At 59.0% G+C, this 16,743-nt stretch carries 18 protein-coding genes; 8 read left to right on the forward strand and 10 right to left on the reverse strand.

Annotated elements, in window-relative coordinates; translation table 11 throughout:
• The first annotated feature begins 303 nt into the window (after nucleotides 1–303).
• Nucleotides 304–1,431, forward strand: coding sequence for a saccharopine dehydrogenase NADP-binding domain-containing protein (locus ACQ4MY_RS28030; RefSeq protein ID WP_440097158.1), 1,128 nt, complete (start codon nucleotides 304–306; stop codon nucleotides 1,429–1,431).
• 2 nt (nucleotides 1,432–1,433) lie between these two features.
• Entirely contained in the window at nucleotides 1,434–1,925 is a 492-nt protein-coding gene (locus ACQ4MY_RS28035) for a DUF2269 family protein (protein ID WP_008085582.1), read from the forward strand.
• Here the strand turns inward: ACQ4MY_RS28035 and ACQ4MY_RS28040 are convergent.
• From ACQ4MY_RS28040 to ACQ4MY_RS28050, 3 genes are read right to left on the reverse strand one after another with little or no spacing between them, the layout of a single operon-like run.
• Nucleotides 1,909–2,385: a thiol-disulfide oxidoreductase DCC family protein gene (locus ACQ4MY_RS28040; protein WP_440097159.1), complete on the reverse strand. Its 477-nt coding sequence runs from the start codon at nucleotides 2,383–2,385 to the stop codon at nucleotides 1,909–1,911. The genes ACQ4MY_RS28035 and ACQ4MY_RS28040 overlap by 17 nt on opposite strands.
• Nucleotides 2,386–2,435: 50 nt before the next feature.
• Complete coding sequence (locus ACQ4MY_RS28045; protein ID WP_440097160.1) at nucleotides 2,436–3,176, reverse strand: hypothetical protein; 741 nt, start codon at nucleotides 3,174–3,176, stop codon at nucleotides 2,436–2,438.
• A 47-nt stretch (nucleotides 3,177–3,223) separates the two neighbouring features.
• A complete protein-coding gene (locus tag ACQ4MY_RS28050; RefSeq protein ID WP_008085578.1) occupies nucleotides 3,224–3,685 on the reverse strand; it encodes a hypothetical protein in 462 nt (153 codons plus the stop codon).
• A 278-nt stretch (nucleotides 3,686–3,963) separates the two neighbouring features.
• Here ACQ4MY_RS28050 and ACQ4MY_RS28055 point away from each other — a divergent pair, with 278 nt between their 5' ends.
• Nucleotides 3,964–4,776, forward strand: coding sequence for a carbon-nitrogen hydrolase family protein (locus ACQ4MY_RS28055; RefSeq protein ID WP_440097161.1), 813 nt, complete (start codon nucleotides 3,964–3,966; stop codon nucleotides 4,774–4,776).
• A gap of 83 nt (nucleotides 4,777–4,859) precedes the next feature.
• Nucleotides 4,860–5,960, forward strand: a complete 1,101-nt coding sequence (locus ACQ4MY_RS28060) for a polyamine ABC transporter substrate-binding protein (RefSeq protein ID WP_158835664.1) — start codon at nucleotides 4,860–4,862, stop codon at nucleotides 5,958–5,960.
• 24 nt (nucleotides 5,961–5,984) lie between these two features.
• Here ACQ4MY_RS28060 and ACQ4MY_RS28065 read toward each other — a convergent pair whose 3' ends face one another.
• Nucleotides 5,985–6,959: an alpha/beta hydrolase fold domain-containing protein gene (locus ACQ4MY_RS28065; protein WP_440097162.1), complete on the reverse strand. Its 975-nt coding sequence runs from the start codon at nucleotides 6,957–6,959 to the stop codon at nucleotides 5,985–5,987.
• Entirely contained in the window at nucleotides 6,959–7,399 is a 441-nt protein-coding gene (gene tspO / locus ACQ4MY_RS28070; protein WP_158835670.1) for a tryptophan-rich sensory protein TspO, read from the reverse strand. Before tspO ends, ACQ4MY_RS28065 begins: the two co-directional genes overlap by 1 nt.
• A gap of 185 nt (nucleotides 7,400–7,584) precedes the next feature.
• Here tspO and ACQ4MY_RS28075 point away from each other — a divergent pair, with 185 nt between their 5' ends.
• Nucleotides 7,585–7,821 (forward strand): hypothetical protein, encoded by a 237-nt coding sequence (locus ACQ4MY_RS28075; protein WP_440097163.1) that lies wholly within the window; start codon nucleotides 7,585–7,587, stop codon nucleotides 7,819–7,821.
• 266 nt (nucleotides 7,822–8,087) lie between these two features.
• Nucleotides 8,088–8,417 carry a DHCW motif cupin fold protein gene (locus ACQ4MY_RS28080; protein WP_440097164.1) on the forward strand — a complete coding sequence of 110 codons (330 nt, stop codon included), beginning with the start codon at nucleotides 8,088–8,090 and terminating at the stop codon, nucleotides 8,415–8,417.
• Between the two features lie 169 nt (nucleotides 8,418–8,586).
• Here the strand turns inward: ACQ4MY_RS28080 and ACQ4MY_RS28085 are convergent, their stop codons facing one another.
• Together ACQ4MY_RS28085 and ACQ4MY_RS28090 are read right to left on the reverse strand one after the other, a co-directional pair.
• Nucleotides 8,587–9,186 carry a hypothetical protein gene (locus tag ACQ4MY_RS28085; protein ID WP_440097165.1) on the reverse strand — a complete coding sequence of 200 codons (600 nt, stop codon included), beginning with the start codon at nucleotides 9,184–9,186 and terminating at the stop codon, nucleotides 8,587–8,589.
• Between the two features lie 263 nt (nucleotides 9,187–9,449).
• Nucleotides 9,450–9,926 carry a hypothetical protein gene (locus ACQ4MY_RS28090; protein WP_158835681.1) on the reverse strand — a complete coding sequence of 159 codons (477 nt, stop codon included), beginning with the start codon at nucleotides 9,924–9,926 and terminating at the stop codon, nucleotides 9,450–9,452.
• Between the two features lie 342 nt (nucleotides 9,927–10,268).
• Here ACQ4MY_RS28090 and ACQ4MY_RS28095 point away from each other — a divergent pair, with 342 nt between their 5' ends.
• Nucleotides 10,269–12,188 carry a tyrosine-protein phosphatase gene (locus ACQ4MY_RS28095; protein WP_440097166.1) on the forward strand — a complete coding sequence of 640 codons (1,920 nt, stop codon included), beginning with the start codon at nucleotides 10,269–10,271 and terminating at the stop codon, nucleotides 12,186–12,188.
• A gap of 858 nt (nucleotides 12,189–13,046) precedes the next feature.
• Here ACQ4MY_RS28095 and ACQ4MY_RS28100 read toward each other — a convergent pair.
• The gene (locus ACQ4MY_RS28100) at nucleotides 13,047–13,847 is read right to left on the reverse strand and encodes a hypothetical protein (protein ID WP_440097167.1); all 801 of its coding nucleotides are present in this window, start codon (nucleotides 13,845–13,847) and stop codon (nucleotides 13,047–13,049) included.
• Between the two features lie 394 nt (nucleotides 13,848–14,241).
• Nucleotides 14,242–15,213, reverse strand: coding sequence for an AraC family transcriptional regulator (locus ACQ4MY_RS28105; protein ID WP_440097168.1), 972 nt, complete (start codon nucleotides 15,211–15,213; stop codon nucleotides 14,242–14,244).
• 266 nt (nucleotides 15,214–15,479) lie between these two features.
• Between ACQ4MY_RS28105 and ACQ4MY_RS28110 the strand changes: the two genes are divergently transcribed.
• The gene (locus tag ACQ4MY_RS28110; protein WP_440097169.1) at nucleotides 15,480–16,283 is read left to right on the forward strand and encodes a 2OG-Fe(II) oxygenase; all 804 of its coding nucleotides are present in this window, start codon (nucleotides 15,480–15,482) and stop codon (nucleotides 16,281–16,283) included.
• A 272-nt stretch (nucleotides 16,284–16,555) separates the two neighbouring features.
• Here the strand turns inward: ACQ4MY_RS28110 and ACQ4MY_RS28115 are convergent.
• The coding region (locus ACQ4MY_RS28115; protein WP_440097170.1) for a hypothetical protein at nucleotides 16,556–16,743 on the reverse strand (188 nt) is incomplete at its 5' end.

Below are 16,743 nucleotides of genomic sequence, written 5' to 3' on the forward strand. Positions count from 1 at the left end.
CAGGTAACCCGCTATCGCGGGCAAGCCCGGCTCCCACAGGGATCTCTGGTGCGCATAACCCAGCGCAGCACAGCAAAACCCTGTAGGAGTGAGCCTGCTCGCGATGCGGTGGGTCAGCCAATATCGTCGGTACAGGTAATCCGCTATCGCGAGCAGGCTCACTCCTACAGGTTTCTCGGGTGTAGACAAAACTGGGCAACACGGTAAAACACTGACCGCGCGGTCGGCGTGATCGGAATGGCTTGCTGGCGCGCGGCCCTATATTCTTCCGGCGTGTAATCGAATTGTTTAGGGAAGCATTGCATGCCGTTCAGGGTCATGGTTGTCGGTGGATATGGAAATTTCGGCAGCATCGTCTGCAGGCATTTGGCGCAGATGCCGGGTGTGCAATTGCTGCTCTCGGGCCGTGACCGGCTGAAGTTGCAGCGCAAGGTCGATGAACTCAACAGCCACGCCAGCACGGTCGCCGAAGGCTGGTGTGGCGATGCCATGGGCGACGAGTTCAGAGCGGCGTTGCGCGCGATGAACATTCAGTTGGTCATCCACACCGGCGGGCCGTTTCAGGGGCAATCCTATGCGGTTGCCGAGAGCTGCATTGCGGCGGGCGTGAGCTACTGCGATCTGTCTGACTGCCGCACATTCGTCAATGGCATTGGCGTGCTCGATGCCCAGGCGAAACAGGCGGGCGTGGCGATTCTCAGCGGCTGCAGTTCGGTGCCGACGCTGTCGTCGGCGATCATTGATCAGCAGCGCTCGCGTTTCTCGCGCATCGACGTGATCGAACACGGCATTTCGTCGTCGGCGAAAATGCCCGGCCTGTCGACGATTGAAGGGGTGTTCGCCTACGCCGGCAAACCGATCAAGCAACTTAAAAACGGTCAAGTGCATGAGGTGTTGGGCTGGCAGGACCTGACTTTGCGCAAGATGCCGCAGATGGGCACGCGTCTGTTAGCCAACGTCGATGTCCCGGACATGGACATTTTCGCCGGCCGCTATGGCGCGCAAACCCTGTGCTTCAAGGCTGGCGCCGGGCTGAAAATGGGCAGCCTCGCCAGCTATCTGCTGGCGCAGGCCTTGCGGCTGGGGCTGGTGCGTGACCATGCCCTGTGGGCGGCGCGGTTGCACCGTCTGGGCACGCGCTTCGAACGGTTCGGCGATGGCAAAAGCGCGATGTACATCGATGTGCACGGCGTCGGTCTTGAGGCACAACCGTTGTCGATGACCGTGCAACTGACCGCCCTGAATGACAAGGGCCCGGAGATCCCCAGCTGCGCCGCTGTCGCCCTGGCCGCGAAAATGGCTCTGGGATATGAGCCACAGGCTGGCGCACGACCGTGCGTGGGCGAAATCACCGTCGACGAATACATGGCCGCCATCAACGATCCGGACAACCTGAGCCTGTCCGTGCAGTTCTCTGACGGGCAGCGCTGAGCATGCTGTATCTGTGCTTGAAGTACCTGCACGTGATCGCCGCGATATTTTTGTTCGGCTTCGGCATGGGCTCGTTCCTCTACCTGATCGCCGCCAGTCGCACAGCCAACCCGGCAGTCATCGCGCACGTCGCGAGAATGGTCGTGCGTTTCGATACCTGGATTACCACGCCGGCAGGGTTTGCCCAGATCATCACGGGTTACCTATTGCTGAGGGTGTCGGGGCTGCCGATGAGCACGGAATGGGTGCTCACCTCGCTGATCATCTTCTTCAGCGTGGGCTCGCTGTGGCTGCCGGTCCTGGTGCTGCAAAAGAGGCTGTGCGGGATGGCGTTGACTGCTGACGCGGCTGGCGAGGGGCTGAATGACGACTTCCGCGCCGTGTACCAGAAATGGTTCTGGATGGGCGTTGTCGGGTTTGCCGGGATGTTTGTGATTGTGCTGATGATGGTGACGAAACTGTCGCCGGCGCAGTGGCTCAGTCTGCTGGGGTAGCGCTGGGTGGCGCGGCCATTTTCAAGAAGCGCTGCTCATGATCAGGACTCGGCAAGAGGCAGGTGTCGTTCCGGCCGAACAACCGATAGCGATTGCGCGCAATCCGGTCGTACGCCCAATCGCGCAGCGTGCGCGGCACGATGCGCAGCCACCGGATGGGTCGCCAGCGGCCAGGCAATTGGCCGATGACTTCGAAAAACGCATCCGAACGCTCCCAGTAATGCCGGTCGCGGATCACCGCCATGGTGTCGAACTGATCCACCGGCAAACCGGCCCACGCCAGCAGCGCCTGACCCTCGGGCGACTGCACGGTCGCGAGGCGCACGCGGCGCTGGCGGTCATGCCGGATCAGAAACCGCGCCCAGCCATTGCACAGCTTGCACACGCCATCGAACAGCACGACCGTCTCGCCCGGTTTGAGCAGTGGCGCAGGGGCAGGGCGGGTTTGCGAGGCTGGCATCAGTGTGGGTCCAGATGAGACGGGTTATTCGCGATCATAACCGACCGTCTTCAACTGTAGTCGAATGTGAACAACACCAACCCTTCGACCGGTTCATAGAACATCACGATCAAGTCGGCACCGGCCGAACGGTAGTGCCAGCCCGGCACACTGGCCACGTGATAGAAACGATGGCCGGCCGGGCTCAGCGGATAGACGTTCGAGTCGCCCTCATCGACGTTGGTGTCGACGATGTCCATGGGGAATTCCACCGATTCCACCCAGTTCGCCCGACCATCCACGTCGCCGCCCAACTGCTGCACAAACTCGATCGGGTGAGTGCTGTCCCAGTCCATGCGCGCCAATCTGCCGCTGCGTTTGAAACCCTCAGCAGCGGCGGCGAAAGCGCTGTGCTGTTCGGCGTAATGTTGCTGCAGATCCGCCCTGGCACCGGGATGCGGATCGGCCAGCTCGGCGTTGCCTTCGTGCAGGAAAAAGTAGCGCGGATCGCCACACAGACGATAGCGCCCTTGTTCGATCTGAAAGCCGATCCAGTTGGTTTTCAGCAGGTCGCCGTGATAGCCATTCCACTCGGTCAGTTCGCCGACAAAGCACTCGTAGGGTTCCAGCGGGCTGAGCATGTGCGCCACCCCCGACCACTGTGGATTGACCTTGCTCAGGTCAATGCTGAACAGGGCGTGCAAGTGGTGCGCCAGCTCCGATTGATCCGCGACAAACACGTCTTCGGCGTTGGGGAACGGCAGCAGGCCTTCGGGGATTTTGGTGTAGTCGGGGGTGTGGTTTTCGCTCATTCGATACAGTCCTTTGTGGTGTTGGCGCGACAATGTTGAGGATGTGTTCAGTGTGAGTCGGTTTTTTTAGCGACGCAGCCTGGCGAATCGGATTCAATTTGGATCATGCCGACAGAAGCGGAAGGGCCTCCGTCGTAATCCCAACTCACCGGACCCCCCACACTCACCAGATCGTAGATGTTGCTTTCGCCCAACACTTTGTAAGTGCGGCGATCATACAAGCGGAAGAACGCCGGGAATTCCCAAGAGCCAGGCCAAGTCTCAGACACCGTATCGTCGGGGTGGGTGTTGGAATGAAAAAAGCCGGGCAATACCCAGTACGGCCTGAATTGCTGGAGCCAATAGCAACCGTTGGGGCTGAACTGCGGTTCATGGGACGGCTCGGCAAGGGCTTTTTCCCACCATTGCGACGCCATCCACAACGCACCCCACGAGGTGACGCAGAACAGCAACGCCGCGAGGATGGATTTTTCCCGACGCAGATGGCGGGCACTGACAATCCGTTGCATGAAGACATCCTGTCGCAAAAAGTCGGCAATTGTGCAGGTTCCGGATCGACAGGCAAAGGGGGGGAGCCCAAAAGCTCCCACCCTGTAGGAGCTGCGGAACGCTGCGATCTTTTGATGTTGGGGGCAAAAGATCGCAGCCTCGTTGCACTCGTCAGCTCCTACAGGGGAGCGGTGGGATGGGGACTACCCCTTTGGGGGTACTCACTCTGAGTGATAGGAAGTTTTGCCACGATCCGCATACTGGTCAGACACGGCGTTATTCACCTGAAGGTCTGACGATGCGATTAGAACTTGTACAAATGGCGGCGCGCGATGGCGATACCGCTTACAACCTGGAGCGCATTCTGCGAGCGGTCGCCGACAGCGCGCCGGGCTGCGATATCGTGATGTTCCCCGAGTCGTCCATCACCGGTTTTCTCGACCACGACAACATTGCCCGACTCGCCGAGCCGGTGGACGGCGCGAGTGTCCAGACGATTTGCGCCGCCGCGCGGCAGCACGATGTCGCGGTGGTTGTCGGGTTGATCGAGCGCGAGGGCGAGCGCTTCTACAACACCACGTTGCTGATCACCCCCGAGGGCGTGGCGCTGACTTACCGCAAGACCCACCTGTGGGTCGGCGAGCCCGGGCTGGTGTACCCCGGCGATCGTTTTACCACGGTGCAGTGGCGCGGAGTGCGCATCGGTCTGTTGATCTGCTACGACATTGAGTTCCCGGAAAGCGCTTGCGCGCTGGCGGCGCTCGGCGCGCAGTTGATCCTGATCACCGACGGCAACATGGACCCTTACGGCCACCTGCACCACACCGCCGTCGCCGCCCGCGCCCAGGAAAACCAGGTGTTTGCCGCCATGGTCAACCGCGTGGGCGAAGGCGTTGGCGAAGTGTTCGCGGGCGGTAGCAGCGTCGTCGACCCGTTCGGCAGACGCCTGTTTGAAGCTGGCGCGCAAGAATCCCGGCACGTTGTGGACCTGGACCTGACACAGATCGCACCGTCGCGCGCGCTCTATGACTACCGCGCAGAAAAGCGCTTGAAGCTGGCCGCTGCGGTCACTGAACACCCGGACGGTCGCCGCGAGCTGTTGATTCCCTGAGCGCTGAAACCGGTCTCGCTTTCCAAATAAAAACAACATCGCGGCGGACTGCCAATCGATGGCCGATTCGCCAGGAGCTCCCCATGAAACTCAAGCGTTTGCTGCACCTTGGCTTGTTCACTGTCTGCGGGTTGGGCGCAGCAGTCAGTTGGGCCCAGGGCCCCACGGTCAACTTCTACAACTGGTACGACTTCATCGCCCCCGAAGCCCCCAAAGACTACGAGAAGGAAACCAGCACACCGGTGCTGCTCGACACCTTCGACAGCGCTGAAGTCATGCAAAGCAAATTGATGGTCGGGCGCAGCGGCTACGATGTTGTCGTGGTTACCAACAGTGCGCTGCCCAACCTGATCAAGGCTGGCGTGCTGGCAGAACTCGATAACAGCCAGTTGAGCAACCGCTCAAATCTTGACCCCGACATCCTCGCCAAAGTGGCGCAGAACGACCCCGGCAATCGCTATTCGATTCCTTATTTGTGGGGCACCACGGGGATCGGCTACGACGTTGACCAGATGAAAAAAATCTTCGGCGACGAGACACCAGCGGACTCCTGGGACTTGATCTTCAAGGAAGAAAACATCAAGAAGCTCAGCCAGTGCGGCGTCGCCATGCTCGATTCGCCCGGCGAAATCATTCCGATCGCCTTGCACTACCTCGGCTTGCCGCCCGACAGCAGCAACCCCGATGACTACGCCAAAGCTGAAGCGCTGCTGCTGAAAATCCGCCCCTACATCACCTATTTCGACTCGTCGCGGTTCATCACCGATCTGGCCAACGGCAATATCTGCGCAGTGGTGGCGTGGTCCGGCGGCGTGTTCGACGCCAAGACCAACGCCGAGCGCGCCAAAAACGGTCGGAACCTGGCCTATCGCATCCCGCGTGAAGGCTCCTCGGTGTGGATGGAAACGCTGGTACTGCTCAAGGACGCGCCGCACCCGCAGCAGGGCCTGAACTTCATCAACTACATGATGCGCCCCGAGGTCATCGCCAAAAGCTCGAACTACCTGGGCTACCCCAACGGCAACAAAAGTTCGCTGACCTACGTCGAGGAAAGTTTGCGCAACAACCCGGACGTCTACCCGCCGGCTGCGACCCTGGCGACGCTGTTTCCTGCGCAGCCATTGCCGCTGAAGATTGAGCGCATTCGTACGCGGGTCTGGAGCAAAGTCAAAAGCGGCACCTGAGCCCGCGGGAAAAAACTGCTTGCCTCAGGGCAAGCAGCGCGCGGAGATCCATTGACGGCTGTAGGCCAACACGCTCTGCGCGATGGCCGTCGGGAAGTGGATAAAACCGTGGGGGCAGGACGGCAGCATGTGCATCTCGACGGGTGCCGATACTGCCCAGCGTTTGGCGATCTCTAGGGTGTCGTCCCGCAGTGGATCCAGTTCACCGGCAAACAACAACGCCGGCGGGAAACCGCTGAAATCGCCATACAACGGTGACAGCGGCGGCTGGCGACGCTCTTCGTCACTCAGCCCCGGCGTCAGCAGGCGCAGCGCTGGCACGATGCCTGGGCCATCGAGCAGCAAGGTTTCGGGAGGTGCCGTGCGCACGCTTGGCGTGCCGGTCAGATCGTAGAGGCCGTAATAGAGCAGCGCGCCGCTGATGCGTTGCAGCAGTTCGGGCGATGTTTGCAGCGCCAACAACGTCGCGGCCGCCAGATGCGCCCCGGCCGATTCGCCGACCACCACCACAGGCAAATCGGCAAACGCAGGGTCACGCAGCAACCCGCGCGTGGCGTGCAGGCAATCTTCCAGCAGGCCTTCAATCGGTGTCGACACGGCGAGCCGGTAATCGACCGAGACCACCACGACCTCGCAGCTGTCGACGATGGCAAGGTTGAAGTTGTCGTTCATCTGCGCGTTGCCGATCACCCAGCCGCCGCCATGAAAATCCAGCACAACGCCTTTGGCTTTGCCCTTGGGCCGGATGATCCGCACGGCGACGGGAACGGCGCCGCCCTCGATCATCTTTCGTTCAGCGCTCAGGCCATGCTTGGGCAGGGGGCTGGGGCTAACCAACTGACTGGCGCGCAACAGCGCCTGAATCAGCCGTGGCGTGGTGCGATTGCGGATGCGAAAACGCGGCAACCAGGCGAGCTTCTTGTTGAACTCGCGCACCTGTGCCAACTCCCGTTCGCCCTGCGGCCAAGGTGCCGGGTTGCTCCCTGTAAAGTCGGTCATCAGCGGTTCTTGAGCAAAATGGAAAAATTCAACGCGGCGGCCACACACAACCACGCCAGATAGGGAAACAGGATCAAGCCTGTAATCACGTCAAGTTGCAACGCCATGACCACCATGGCCGCCACCACCAGCCACAACAACGCCAGAATGACCATCGCGGCCAAGACTTGGTGGGCGCCAAAAAACACCGGCGTCCACAAGGTGTTCAGCGCAATCTGCGCGGCCCATAACGCCAGCACCACCTGGCTCCCCGGGATCAGGGTCAAGCGGTAACCGGCCCAGGCCAGCAGCAGGTAAATCAGCGTCCAGGCCACGGGAAACGCCCAGTTCGGCGGGGTGAAGCGCGGTTTGACGAGGCCCTCGTACCAGGCGCCCGGTTTGAACATGACACCGGTGGTCGCCGCGGCGGCGCAGGCCAGAAGGAAAATGAAAAAGGTCATCGCCAGTCCTTAGCTGAAGTCAGCTGTTGGGGGAAGCCAAGCCGTGTCGGCCGTTAAACAGATGACGCCCCGTGACGCAAAAAGTTTTGCCGTGAGCGACGACTGTTTTTACGCCGGGCGTTGCAGTTGAACTAAAAGCTGACTGGCTCGTCAGGATATTAACGCCATCACACACGGGTGACCCCATGCACAATTTTCTGCTCGAATACCTGTTCAACGGCGAGCCGCGCCGCCACGTGCTCGAAGTCAAACAGACGCACCTCGCCGAACACGAGGCCGCGCTGCACCTGCTGGAACTGCACGTCGGCGACGCCGAAAACGGCCTGATCATGCCCCCGGCGGACGCCACGCCGGAGCAGATTGTGCAGCAGGCGGAGGTCGTCGGGATCACGCAGGTTCGGGTGGTCAAGCAAACGGTGTGAGGCCTTGCCGCAAGCCGTCGTTGGTTTGCGGCGTCACGCACGAACGGTGCGAGGCGGGCGTTTGTACACGCATGAGTTGAGGGTCGAGAGCATCGCCCTCTACAAAAGCTCGGGTATCAGAAAACCATCGCATCACCGAGGATGGTTTTGCCCGGTATTGATGCGCAAAGCGCTGCCCTGTATCGCGTAAATGCGGGTGATCTGTGTCTATCGGTGCTTTTTCCAGGTTGCTACGGTCGCATTCCCTGAATTTCGATGAGGCAACCATGGATCTCACCGCCATCCCTTTTGGTACCACCGATTGGTCAACCATCGAGCCCGTGGCGCACGCCGGCGAGACCGGCACAGCCTATTGGCGCACCTGTCAGTTCGGCTCGACGCGAGTGCGGATGGTCGAATACAGCCCCGGTTACCTGGCCGATCACTGGTGTTGGCGAGGGCACATTCTGTTGTGTCTTGAAGGGCAGTTGCTGACAGAACTGGAAGACGGCCGACAGTTCACTCTGACGGCGGGCATGAGCTACCAAGTAGGCAATGATGCCGAAGGCCATCGTTCGTCCACCGCCACCGGGGCAACATTATTCATCGTGGACTAACCAAAACCCCGACCTGTAGGAGCTGCGGCACGCTGCGATCTTTTGATCTTGATGTGAAAAATCAAAAGATCGCAGCCTCGTTGCACTCGACAGCTCCTACAGGGTTTTGGGTTTGGCACGCGCCTTTTCTGTTCAGGATCAACGTGCCCCGGCACCGCCTCGGGGGCGTTTATTCAATGACGGGATACCACGTTGCGTAGTTGTCATTGAAGGCGTTCAGCAAGGGGAATGCTTCGTTGCGATCACCCTCTACGACGGCGTTCTTGCGCTCGAAGGCTTCGCTCATGTGCTTTTGGCAAAGGTCTTTCGGCACATAACACAGGCCATGCCAACGATGACGCCAGGCCAGCAACTGCGCATCATTTTCAACGATGTACACCGTTTTGCTCAGTGACTTGCGCAGGCGAGGGGCCGAGTCGCCTTTGAGCGACCTTGGCACACGAACCTCTTGGCCAAACACGTCCCACCCGGCCCACTGGCTGTAGAAGCGCAAGCGCGTGTCGTTGTTGACCGAGAGAAATTCGTAGTAGGCAATGCCCGGCTTGGGTTGGGCGATTTCGCAATAACGGCGCATCAGCGTCGTAGAAATATTGGCGATCATGTCATCAGAAAGGTGGTTAACCACCTTCTGAAAATGATGGAGATTGTTAAAGCCGAATTCTTTGCTGAGATGGGTCAGTCGCTGGCAATACGTGTACTCGCCGATCACAGAAACTTTGGCAAGCAACTTCAAATCATCCAGGCACTGCGCGGCATTCGAACGGTTCATAGCATCACTCCTTTAGCCAAATCGAAGACGTGCCTCGACCAGCATGCTGCTTGCAGTGGCTAAACAAGTGGGTAAGTTCACTTGGATTTTTCGTATTTCCCATCGCAGCAGGGAGGCTACTTGTGCCTTCGCGAGATGAAATCATAAAGCGCCTGCGCAAGTAAACCGTCAGGCGAGCTGCAATCGCCAAGACTGCCAGCCGAGGCATAAAAAAACCGCGCCTACTCGCTAGACGCGGTTTTTTGCTTGAGCCCTTCAGGCACTCACAGCGCCCACATTCGCACCAGCGCAAACTCCAAGTCGACAGTGATGCACTCGCGGCCAGCGACCCATTCGTCCTCGCGAAGGCGCCGGCCGGTATTGGTCTCGCGCTCACCTTTGGCGATCACCAGAATAAACAGCCGGGTAGGGCACTCAAACGCATTCAGCCGTTCAACATCCGCCCGCACCGACCAGTCGCCGTCCAGGCACTTGGCGTATGAAATGTCACCCAGGCATTTGACTTCCGCGACCATCGACGGCTTGCCGTCTTCACCCAATGCATAGAGATCCGCTTTGCGCCGATCGCCGATTGGCAGGTCCGTCCAGATTTCCAACTCATGGTTGAACCAGGCATGAAGGCTGATCTGGGCTTGAATCCAGTGTTCCCGACAGCTGCTGAGTTGCAGGACCTGCTCAAGGCTTTTTTCCATGTCGTGAAAGGCTCGTCCGAATAAGTCGAGCCATTGGGTGGTGTTCATTCTGCACTCCCTGTGTTATCAAAATTGAGGCGCGATTATGGACGAGAACAATCCCAAACACCTCATCCGGTAGGAGCAAGGCTTGCCCGCGAAGGCGTTTAATCAGCCAGCATCGCCATTGCCTGATTCACCGCCTTCGCGGGCAAGCCTTGCTCCTACAAATAGCGTGTGCCCATGGCTCCGCCATCCCTGGCGCACAGCCATCCCACCTCCAACATGGACAAATCACGCACCCCACGGCCCAATCGCGCAGCCATTTCGCTTCAAAGCAAAACTGTCATATTCAGTATCACTTGCTTACCCATAGTGACCAGCCCAACGCTTATTCAATGAGGCTGCACTGTGTTTCAACGTCTTCTGTGTTCGCTGTCCGTACTGAGCCTGTCCATCGCCGCCGCCCATGCTGCCGAGTCCGTGCCGCTCGACACGCCGCGCTTGCAAGGCATCGACAACTTCCGTGACATCGCCGGCATCAGCACCGCGTACACCACGGCCCACGACGGCACGATGCGCAGCGGCGTGTTCTACCGCTCCAACGCGCTGACCCCGACGGCATCCGACTTGGCGACCCTCAACAGCCTCGGCATCAAAGCCATCTACGACCTGCGCACCCCCAGCGAAATCGCCGCCACCCCCGACACCCTGATCAGCGGCGCCACCTACCAGAACATCGACATCATCGGCAGCACCACCTCTGGCTCGAACATCACCAACATTTCCTTCAAAAGCGCCGCCGACGCCATCGCCAAGATGGAGCAGACCAACCGCGCCTTCGTCAGCGACGCCGGCATGCGCAGCCAGTTCGGCAACCTGTTCAACGCACTCGCCAGCGTCGACGCCGCGCAACTGTTCCACTGCACCGCCGGCAAAGACCGCACCGGCTGGACCGCCGCCGTGTTGCAAAGCATCGCCGGCGTCGATAACGCGACCATCATGGCCAACTACCTGGCGACCAACGACTACACGGCCGCCCGCGTCGCCGCCACGTTGAAGGCAATGCCGCCGAGCATGGCTGCCGTCTACGGCCCACTGCTCGGCGTGCAGGCCAGCTACCTGCAAGCCGGCCTCGACGAAGTCACCGCGCAATACGGCACGATGGACAACTACCTCAAACAAGGCCTCGGTTTGTCGCAGGAAACCATTTACGTCCTGCGCGGCAAACTCGTCGAATACAACAGCCTGCCGGGTCAGGCCGGGCTGATCGGCAACGCCGCTGCCGGTGCCGAACTGCTCCGCCAATTGCAGAACACCGAGCTGTCCGGCACCTACAGCGCCTACAACTACTACCTGCAATCGGCGATCGACGCCGGCACCCTCGGCGGAGTCGAATCCCAGGTCGGCGGCCAGGTACACGCCGACGCCGCCAGCTACCTGCTGCGCCAAAACGCGATGATCGAACAAGCCGCCGCACCGTTCGCCAGCGGCAGCGACCTCAAAGTCGGCCAATATCGCCTCTGGACCACCGCGCTCGCCGGCTACCTCGGCACCGACGGCTCGGCCCATGCCGAAAGCAGCAACGAACACAGCCAAGGCCTGATGGTCGGCATCACCCAACGCTTCAGCGAACAACTCAGCGCACGCGGCGGTTTCGGCTACAGCAAAGGCACCGTCGGCGGTGCAGGTGGCGAAGCCGACACCGACTTCACCTTCCTCAACGTCGGCGCCCGCTACGGCTTCACCAGCCTGGAACAAGGCCTGTTCCTCGACGCCAACGCCAGCGCCGGCTACATCGACTACGACAGCAAACGCGACCTCGGCGGCGGCCTCGGCACCGCGAAGGGCAACACCCACGGCAACCTCACCGGCGCCACGTTGGCCCTCGGCTACCGCGCCCCGGTCAACGGCATGACCTTCGAACCAAGCTTGGGCTTGCGCGTCAGCCACCTCGACCTCAACGGCTTCAAAGAGAAGGGCAGCGAACTCTCGCTCGACGTCGACGACAACACCGCCACCCGCCGCAGCGCCGTCGCTAACCTAAACGTAGGTTTCGCGCCCGTGGCGATGGGCAGCTGGCAACTGGTGCCGGGCGTACAAGTGGGCTACGAGCGCACACTGGGCGATAACGAAGTCGACAGCCAAAGCCACCTGCTGGGGCTCGACATCGAACAACGCGCCGCTTTCGACAATCGCGACCAATTCAGCGGCGGGGTAAACCTCATGGCCAGCCTCGGCGCCCTCAGCCTGGGCGCAGAAGTGGGCGCCAATGGCGGCGGCGACAGCCACGGTTTCAGCGGCGGGCTGAAGGCCAGCTACGCGTTCTGAAAGAAGGGATAACACAACAGGTCAAGGACAACCCAAATCGAAAAAACACCGCAAACCCCTGTGGCGAGGGGATTCAGCGAAACGTCGCACCGCCCCGATGGGCTGCGCAGCAGCCCCAACAAATCAGGCCTGCTACGCAGTCCATCGGGGATGAATCCCCTCGCCACAACGGTGTTCCAAGCAACTGACCAGTCACTTGAACCCCAAACTCCGCCAGACGCACCGCAAAATCCATCAACCCGACACTAACCCTGTGGCGAGGGGATTCATCCCCGATGGGCCGCGCAGCGGCCCCAAAGGATTCAGGCCTGCTACGCAGTCCATCGGGGATGAATCCCCTCGCCACAACGGCGTTCCAAGCAACTGACCGGTCACCCGAATCCCAAACTCCGCCAGACTCACCGCAAATACATCAACCTGACCCCAACCCTGTGGCGAGGGGATTTAGCGAAACGTCGCACCGCCCCGATGGGCCGCGCAGCGGCCCCAAAAGATTCAGGCCTGCTACGCAGTCCATCGGGGATGAATCCCCTCGCCACAACGGCGTTCCAAGCAACTGAGCAGTCACTTGAACCCCAAACTCCGCCAGACTCACCGCAAAATCCATCAACCCGACACCAACCCTGTGGCGAGGGGATTCATCCCCGATGGGCCGCGCAGCGGCCCCAACAAATCAGGCCTGCTACGCAGTCCATCGGGGATGAATCCCCTCGCCACAACGGTGTTCCTGGCAACCAACGAGATCACTCCAAGCCCAGAACCCCGCCGGACTTACCCCATAAGCTTCCTGAAGGCCAACTAAGATCTCAGCGATAGAGTCGAATACTGCCTTTTCCCACGCTTCTATAGGCTATACCGTCAACGAGTGCTTTCTTTGTTTTCAGTACAACCAGGATAAATGGTGCAGCTCTTCCCATCCGGCATGATGAAGCTGCTGAAGTCCTTGTCGTTGCCATAGCAAAATGCGTACGGATCCTTGCACCCTTTACCCATACAGCGTTTCCAGCCATTAGGCACTTTGACCCAAGTGTCCTTCATGTAAGGTCGCTCTTCTTCGGCGAGATTGATTTTCAACCGTACGGTCTTACCTGACAGTTGATCCAGAGTAAACGCGGCAGAAGGCTTACCGGGTATTGGCTTTCCAGCCTGATCGTATGTTTTACAGTCGAGAATTTTTGTCAGTCGACGCAAACCACCCACCGTACGGAACATCCACTGGCATTGGCCAGCAAACTCGCTCTCGCCGTTAGTGTTGAAGACGCCTTTGTCCATGCTCAAGAGATCCTCGCGCACGGAAATTCCCGCCGAGTCTCTCCCCATGTCTCCGAAATCATCACCATAGGTAGCGTTGATTTCGAGGTCTATCTGATAGATCACCAACTCACAGCCTTTACTGACTCGGCGTATTTCAATCTGCGAATCCGGTTTATATGCCTTTCGCCACTCACGGTTGAATTGCGGATTCAGATTGTCGCGCTTAGCCAAGTCGCACTTTTGGCCTTTAGCAGGCACGTACCATACCGTCGCGACGTATGCGAAATTCTTCGGCAGATCTGCGGTGAAAGTGAAGGTGTTCGACTTGTCGGGCGCCGTGGTCGTGCAGCCAACCAACAGCGTCATGCAACTCGTGAAAGTCAGAGCTAGAACTGCACTCTTCATAAGGTCTCTCCTTGAACGACAAATTTCCTGTGCAAGTCTCGCGCTGCCAGCAGAGTGATCTTCATTAATGCGATCGAAGTGCGATGCTGCCGTCTCGGCGTTAGGAAGGAAGCTGATATTTAGATGCCTGCAAACGCGATCGACGAGGAAGTGAAACGGCTCTGGCTTCTTCCTGCCCAGCAAGCCTGGCTAGCATTTCGGTGTGCTCGATTATCAGAAAGCGACGGATATTAACAAACTCTACAGCCGCGCTAGCCGCCTCAGATTAAGGAATGTTCAGCCACGCAGGACTGGCTGTTTCTGGCTGCTCACCAAGATGGACGTTTTCAGTGAATGGTGATGGCTATCGGATAAATCCCCTCACCAAAAACTGCATTCCAAACATCCAACAAGCTCACCCCCGAGCCCGAAACTCCGCCGGACTCACCCCATAAGCCCCCTGAAAATACTGACAAAACCGCCCCACATTACTAAACCCAAACCGCAACGCCACCTCGGTCACCGACCCCGCATCCCGCTGCTTCAACACCTCATAAGCCCGCTCCAGCCGCACCTGCCGCTGATACCCCACAATCGACATCCCGACAAACCGCCGAAACCCCTCCTGCAACGCCCGCTGACTGACATTGCTCAAGCGCGCCAGATCCACGCCACTGATCAATTGCTCCGGATGCGCCTGAATAAACTCCACCGCCAACTTCACATGTCGCGGCGCAACCATCGCCGTCGGCCTCCTCAACGCCTCGGAAAAGTTATGCGGCCACGCCTCCAGCACCGCATCAATCAACATCTCCCGCAACCGCGACGGCATCAACGTCCCGCTGTTGATCAACAAATCAAACTCCGTCCCCGTCGCCAGATCAATCAACGCCTTGATTCCCTGAAACGCCGCTGAATCCAGATTCACACTCGGCTCAAACACAATCCTCTCCAGAATCGGTTTACCCAACAGCGCCGCCAACCGCTCAGTGAGCTGATGCCGATTGATCGACATCCCGTGATGCGCGTGACCATCAAAAAAGCGCATCGAGCGGATGTCAGCCTTATCGATCGCCAAACCAACCTGGCAAACGCCAATGGACTCGGTCGCGTGGTTGAACACAATCTGGCCGGCCGTGGGGATGACGAACGTGATCTCATCCTGTGGGTCGGGGAAGGCAACGGTGAAATCCCCACGATAATGCATCCGCCGAAAACTCACCCCCTCATGCCGCCCATAAACCCCACCAATGATGATGTTCGCCGGCAGCGGCGGATTGTCCGCATAGCGATTACCAAACAACTTCGAAAAAAGTGCACCGAAGTCGTCCGAACGGAGGTTGTCGGAGCGCAGGATGATTTGCTGGCGAACGGGAGACGGAAACACCTTGGCGGCACCTTCGGTTGGGGGCTCTAGGACAGGGGTGTGGGGCAGGGCGCCGAGAAGACTAGCAGAGGAAATATGACGAGTTTGTGACAGCCTGAAACATGCCGTAACACCGCCGCGCCACGTTTAAGCAAAGGACACTCGGCAGGCCATTGCCGACATGGCAACCTGCTCGCCACTGTACTCAGCGAACAAACAAGGGCCCCGCGCCAAGCCCCAGGCCCTGTTTGACCCGCCCTGAAAGCCCAAAAAACATTGGAGCGGCAATGCAAGCCAACACGCAAACACTCCCCATCACCCTGACCCCGGAACTCGACTTCGACCAAACCGCCGCCAGCGCTTTCGGCGAATCGCTGACCACCGAATACACCCAAGCCACGCCATTCCCGCACATCGTCATCGACAACTTCCTGCACGCCGACGTCATCGCCAGCATCCGCGAACACTTCCCGGTCGAACCGACCAGCAACGAACAAATCTACGAGCGCGGCTACAAAGGCCAACTCAAACGCCAGATCAGCCCCAACGCCTGCAGCCCGTACCTGAAGAACGTGTTCAACACCTTCAACTCCGCACCCATGCTGGAATTCCTCGAAAAACTCACCGGCATTCAAGGGCTGATTCCAGACCCTTATTTCGCCGGCGGCGGCTTACACGAAACCAAAACCGGCGGCTTCCTGGGCGTGCACTCGGATTTTCGGCTGAACAAAAAGCTCAACGTTGAGCGACGGCTGAACGTGATTATTTACCTGACCGAGGACTGGCAGGAGGCGTACGGCGGCAACCTAGAGCTTTGGGATGTGGGGATGAAGAAATGCCTGAAGAAGGTGCTGCCGGTTTACAACCGGTGTGTGATTTTTAATACGGACAAGGACAGTAACCACGGGCATCCGGAGCCGTTGACTACGCCGGAAGGCATCACGCGGCGGTCGATTGCGCTTTATTACTACACGGCGAGTGGGGTGAGTGCGGAGCCGAGGCAGAGGAATAAAACGCACTATAAGCCGCGGCCGAAGGATCGGTGGAGTTTGGGGTATTACGTTAGTAAGGTGTTTAGGAAGAGGGGGTGAGGTTTGCGCTCGTGAATTCAGTTATTTTTTTGAGTGTTGGATGAAAATCGGCTTGATTGAGCTAGGTCTGCTGCTTTCGGTCAGAAGCCGCATGCTCAAGGGGCGGCTTTCGGCCAAATGCGGTCATTCCGCTTTTCTTCGAAACAGTGGCAATTCAGTCACCGGCAGGGCTTTAGAACTGTACGCTGTGAGTTTAGAGGGTATCTATAAAACCCAAATCAATCAGTCTTCACTAGTGCTAAACCCGCTTTTTGGTATTGCAAAAGGCTCAATCAAGGACCGGTGGTATGCAGCGGATAATTCCTAGCTATTGCAACTAATGGAAGAGTTGAGGCCTCAGTAGCAGGTCCGATGACAAACTCACCGTGAAGATGTGCGACTTCTAGGCTCTGTACGAAAAGAGATGTCGCAAACACCGCATGGAACACGCCAGTGAAACCATGGCGGCGTAGCTTTTCGC

The sequence above is a fragment of the Pseudomonas sp. SM4 genome, from assembly GCF_051913165.1.
GTDB lineage: Bacteria > Pseudomonadota > Gammaproteobacteria > Pseudomonadales > Pseudomonadaceae > Aquipseudomonas.

Bases quoted from the DNA above. Each gene is read 5' to 3' on its own strand.
- ACQ4MY_RS28100 (WP_440097167.1), bottom strand. From the start codon at position 13,847: ATGAAGAGTGCAGTTCTAGCTCTGACTTTCACGAGTTGCATGACGCTG.
- ACQ4MY_RS28090 (WP_158835681.1), bottom strand. From the start codon at position 9,926: ATGAACACCACCCAATGGCTCGACTTATTCGGACGAGCCTTTCACGAC.
- tspO (WP_158835670.1), bottom strand. From the start codon at position 7,399: ATGACCTTTTTCATTTTCCTTCTGGCCTGCGCCGCCGCGGCGACCACC.
- ACQ4MY_RS28050 (WP_008085578.1), bottom strand. From the start codon at position 3,685: ATGCAACGGATTGTCAGTGCCCGCCATCTGCGTCGGGAAAAATCCATC.
- ACQ4MY_RS28085 (WP_440097165.1), bottom strand. From the start codon at position 9,186: ATGAACCGTTCGAATGCCGCGCAGTGCCTGGATGATTTGAAGTTGCTT.
- ACQ4MY_RS28110 (WP_440097169.1), top strand. From the start codon at position 15,480: ATGCAAGCCAACACGCAAACACTCCCCATCACCCTGACCCCGGAACTC.
- ACQ4MY_RS28075 (WP_440097163.1), top strand. From the start codon at position 7,585: ATGCACAATTTTCTGCTCGAATACCTGTTCAACGGCGAGCCGCGCCGC.
- ACQ4MY_RS28045 (WP_440097160.1), bottom strand. From the start codon at position 3,176: ATGAGCGAAAACCACACCCCCGACTACACCAAAATCCCCGAAGGCCTG.
- ACQ4MY_RS28065 (WP_440097162.1), bottom strand. From the start codon at position 6,959: ATGACCGACTTTACAGGGAGCAACCCGGCACCTTGGCCGCAGGGCGAA.
- ACQ4MY_RS28030 (WP_440097158.1), top strand. From the start codon at position 304: ATGCCGTTCAGGGTCATGGTTGTCGGTGGATATGGAAATTTCGGCAGC.
- ACQ4MY_RS28055 (WP_440097161.1), top strand. From the start codon at position 3,964: ATGCGATTAGAACTTGTACAAATGGCGGCGCGCGATGGCGATACCGCT.
- ACQ4MY_RS28040 (WP_440097159.1), bottom strand. From the start codon at position 2,385: ATGCCAGCCTCGCAAACCCGCCCTGCCCCTGCGCCACTGCTCAAACCG.
- ACQ4MY_RS28080 (WP_440097164.1), top strand. From the start codon at position 8,088: ATGGATCTCACCGCCATCCCTTTTGGTACCACCGATTGGTCAACCATC.
- ACQ4MY_RS28035 (WP_008085582.1), top strand. From the start codon at position 1,434: ATGCTGTATCTGTGCTTGAAGTACCTGCACGTGATCGCCGCGATATTT.
- ACQ4MY_RS28060 (WP_158835664.1), top strand. From the start codon at position 4,860: ATGAAACTCAAGCGTTTGCTGCACCTTGGCTTGTTCACTGTCTGCGGG.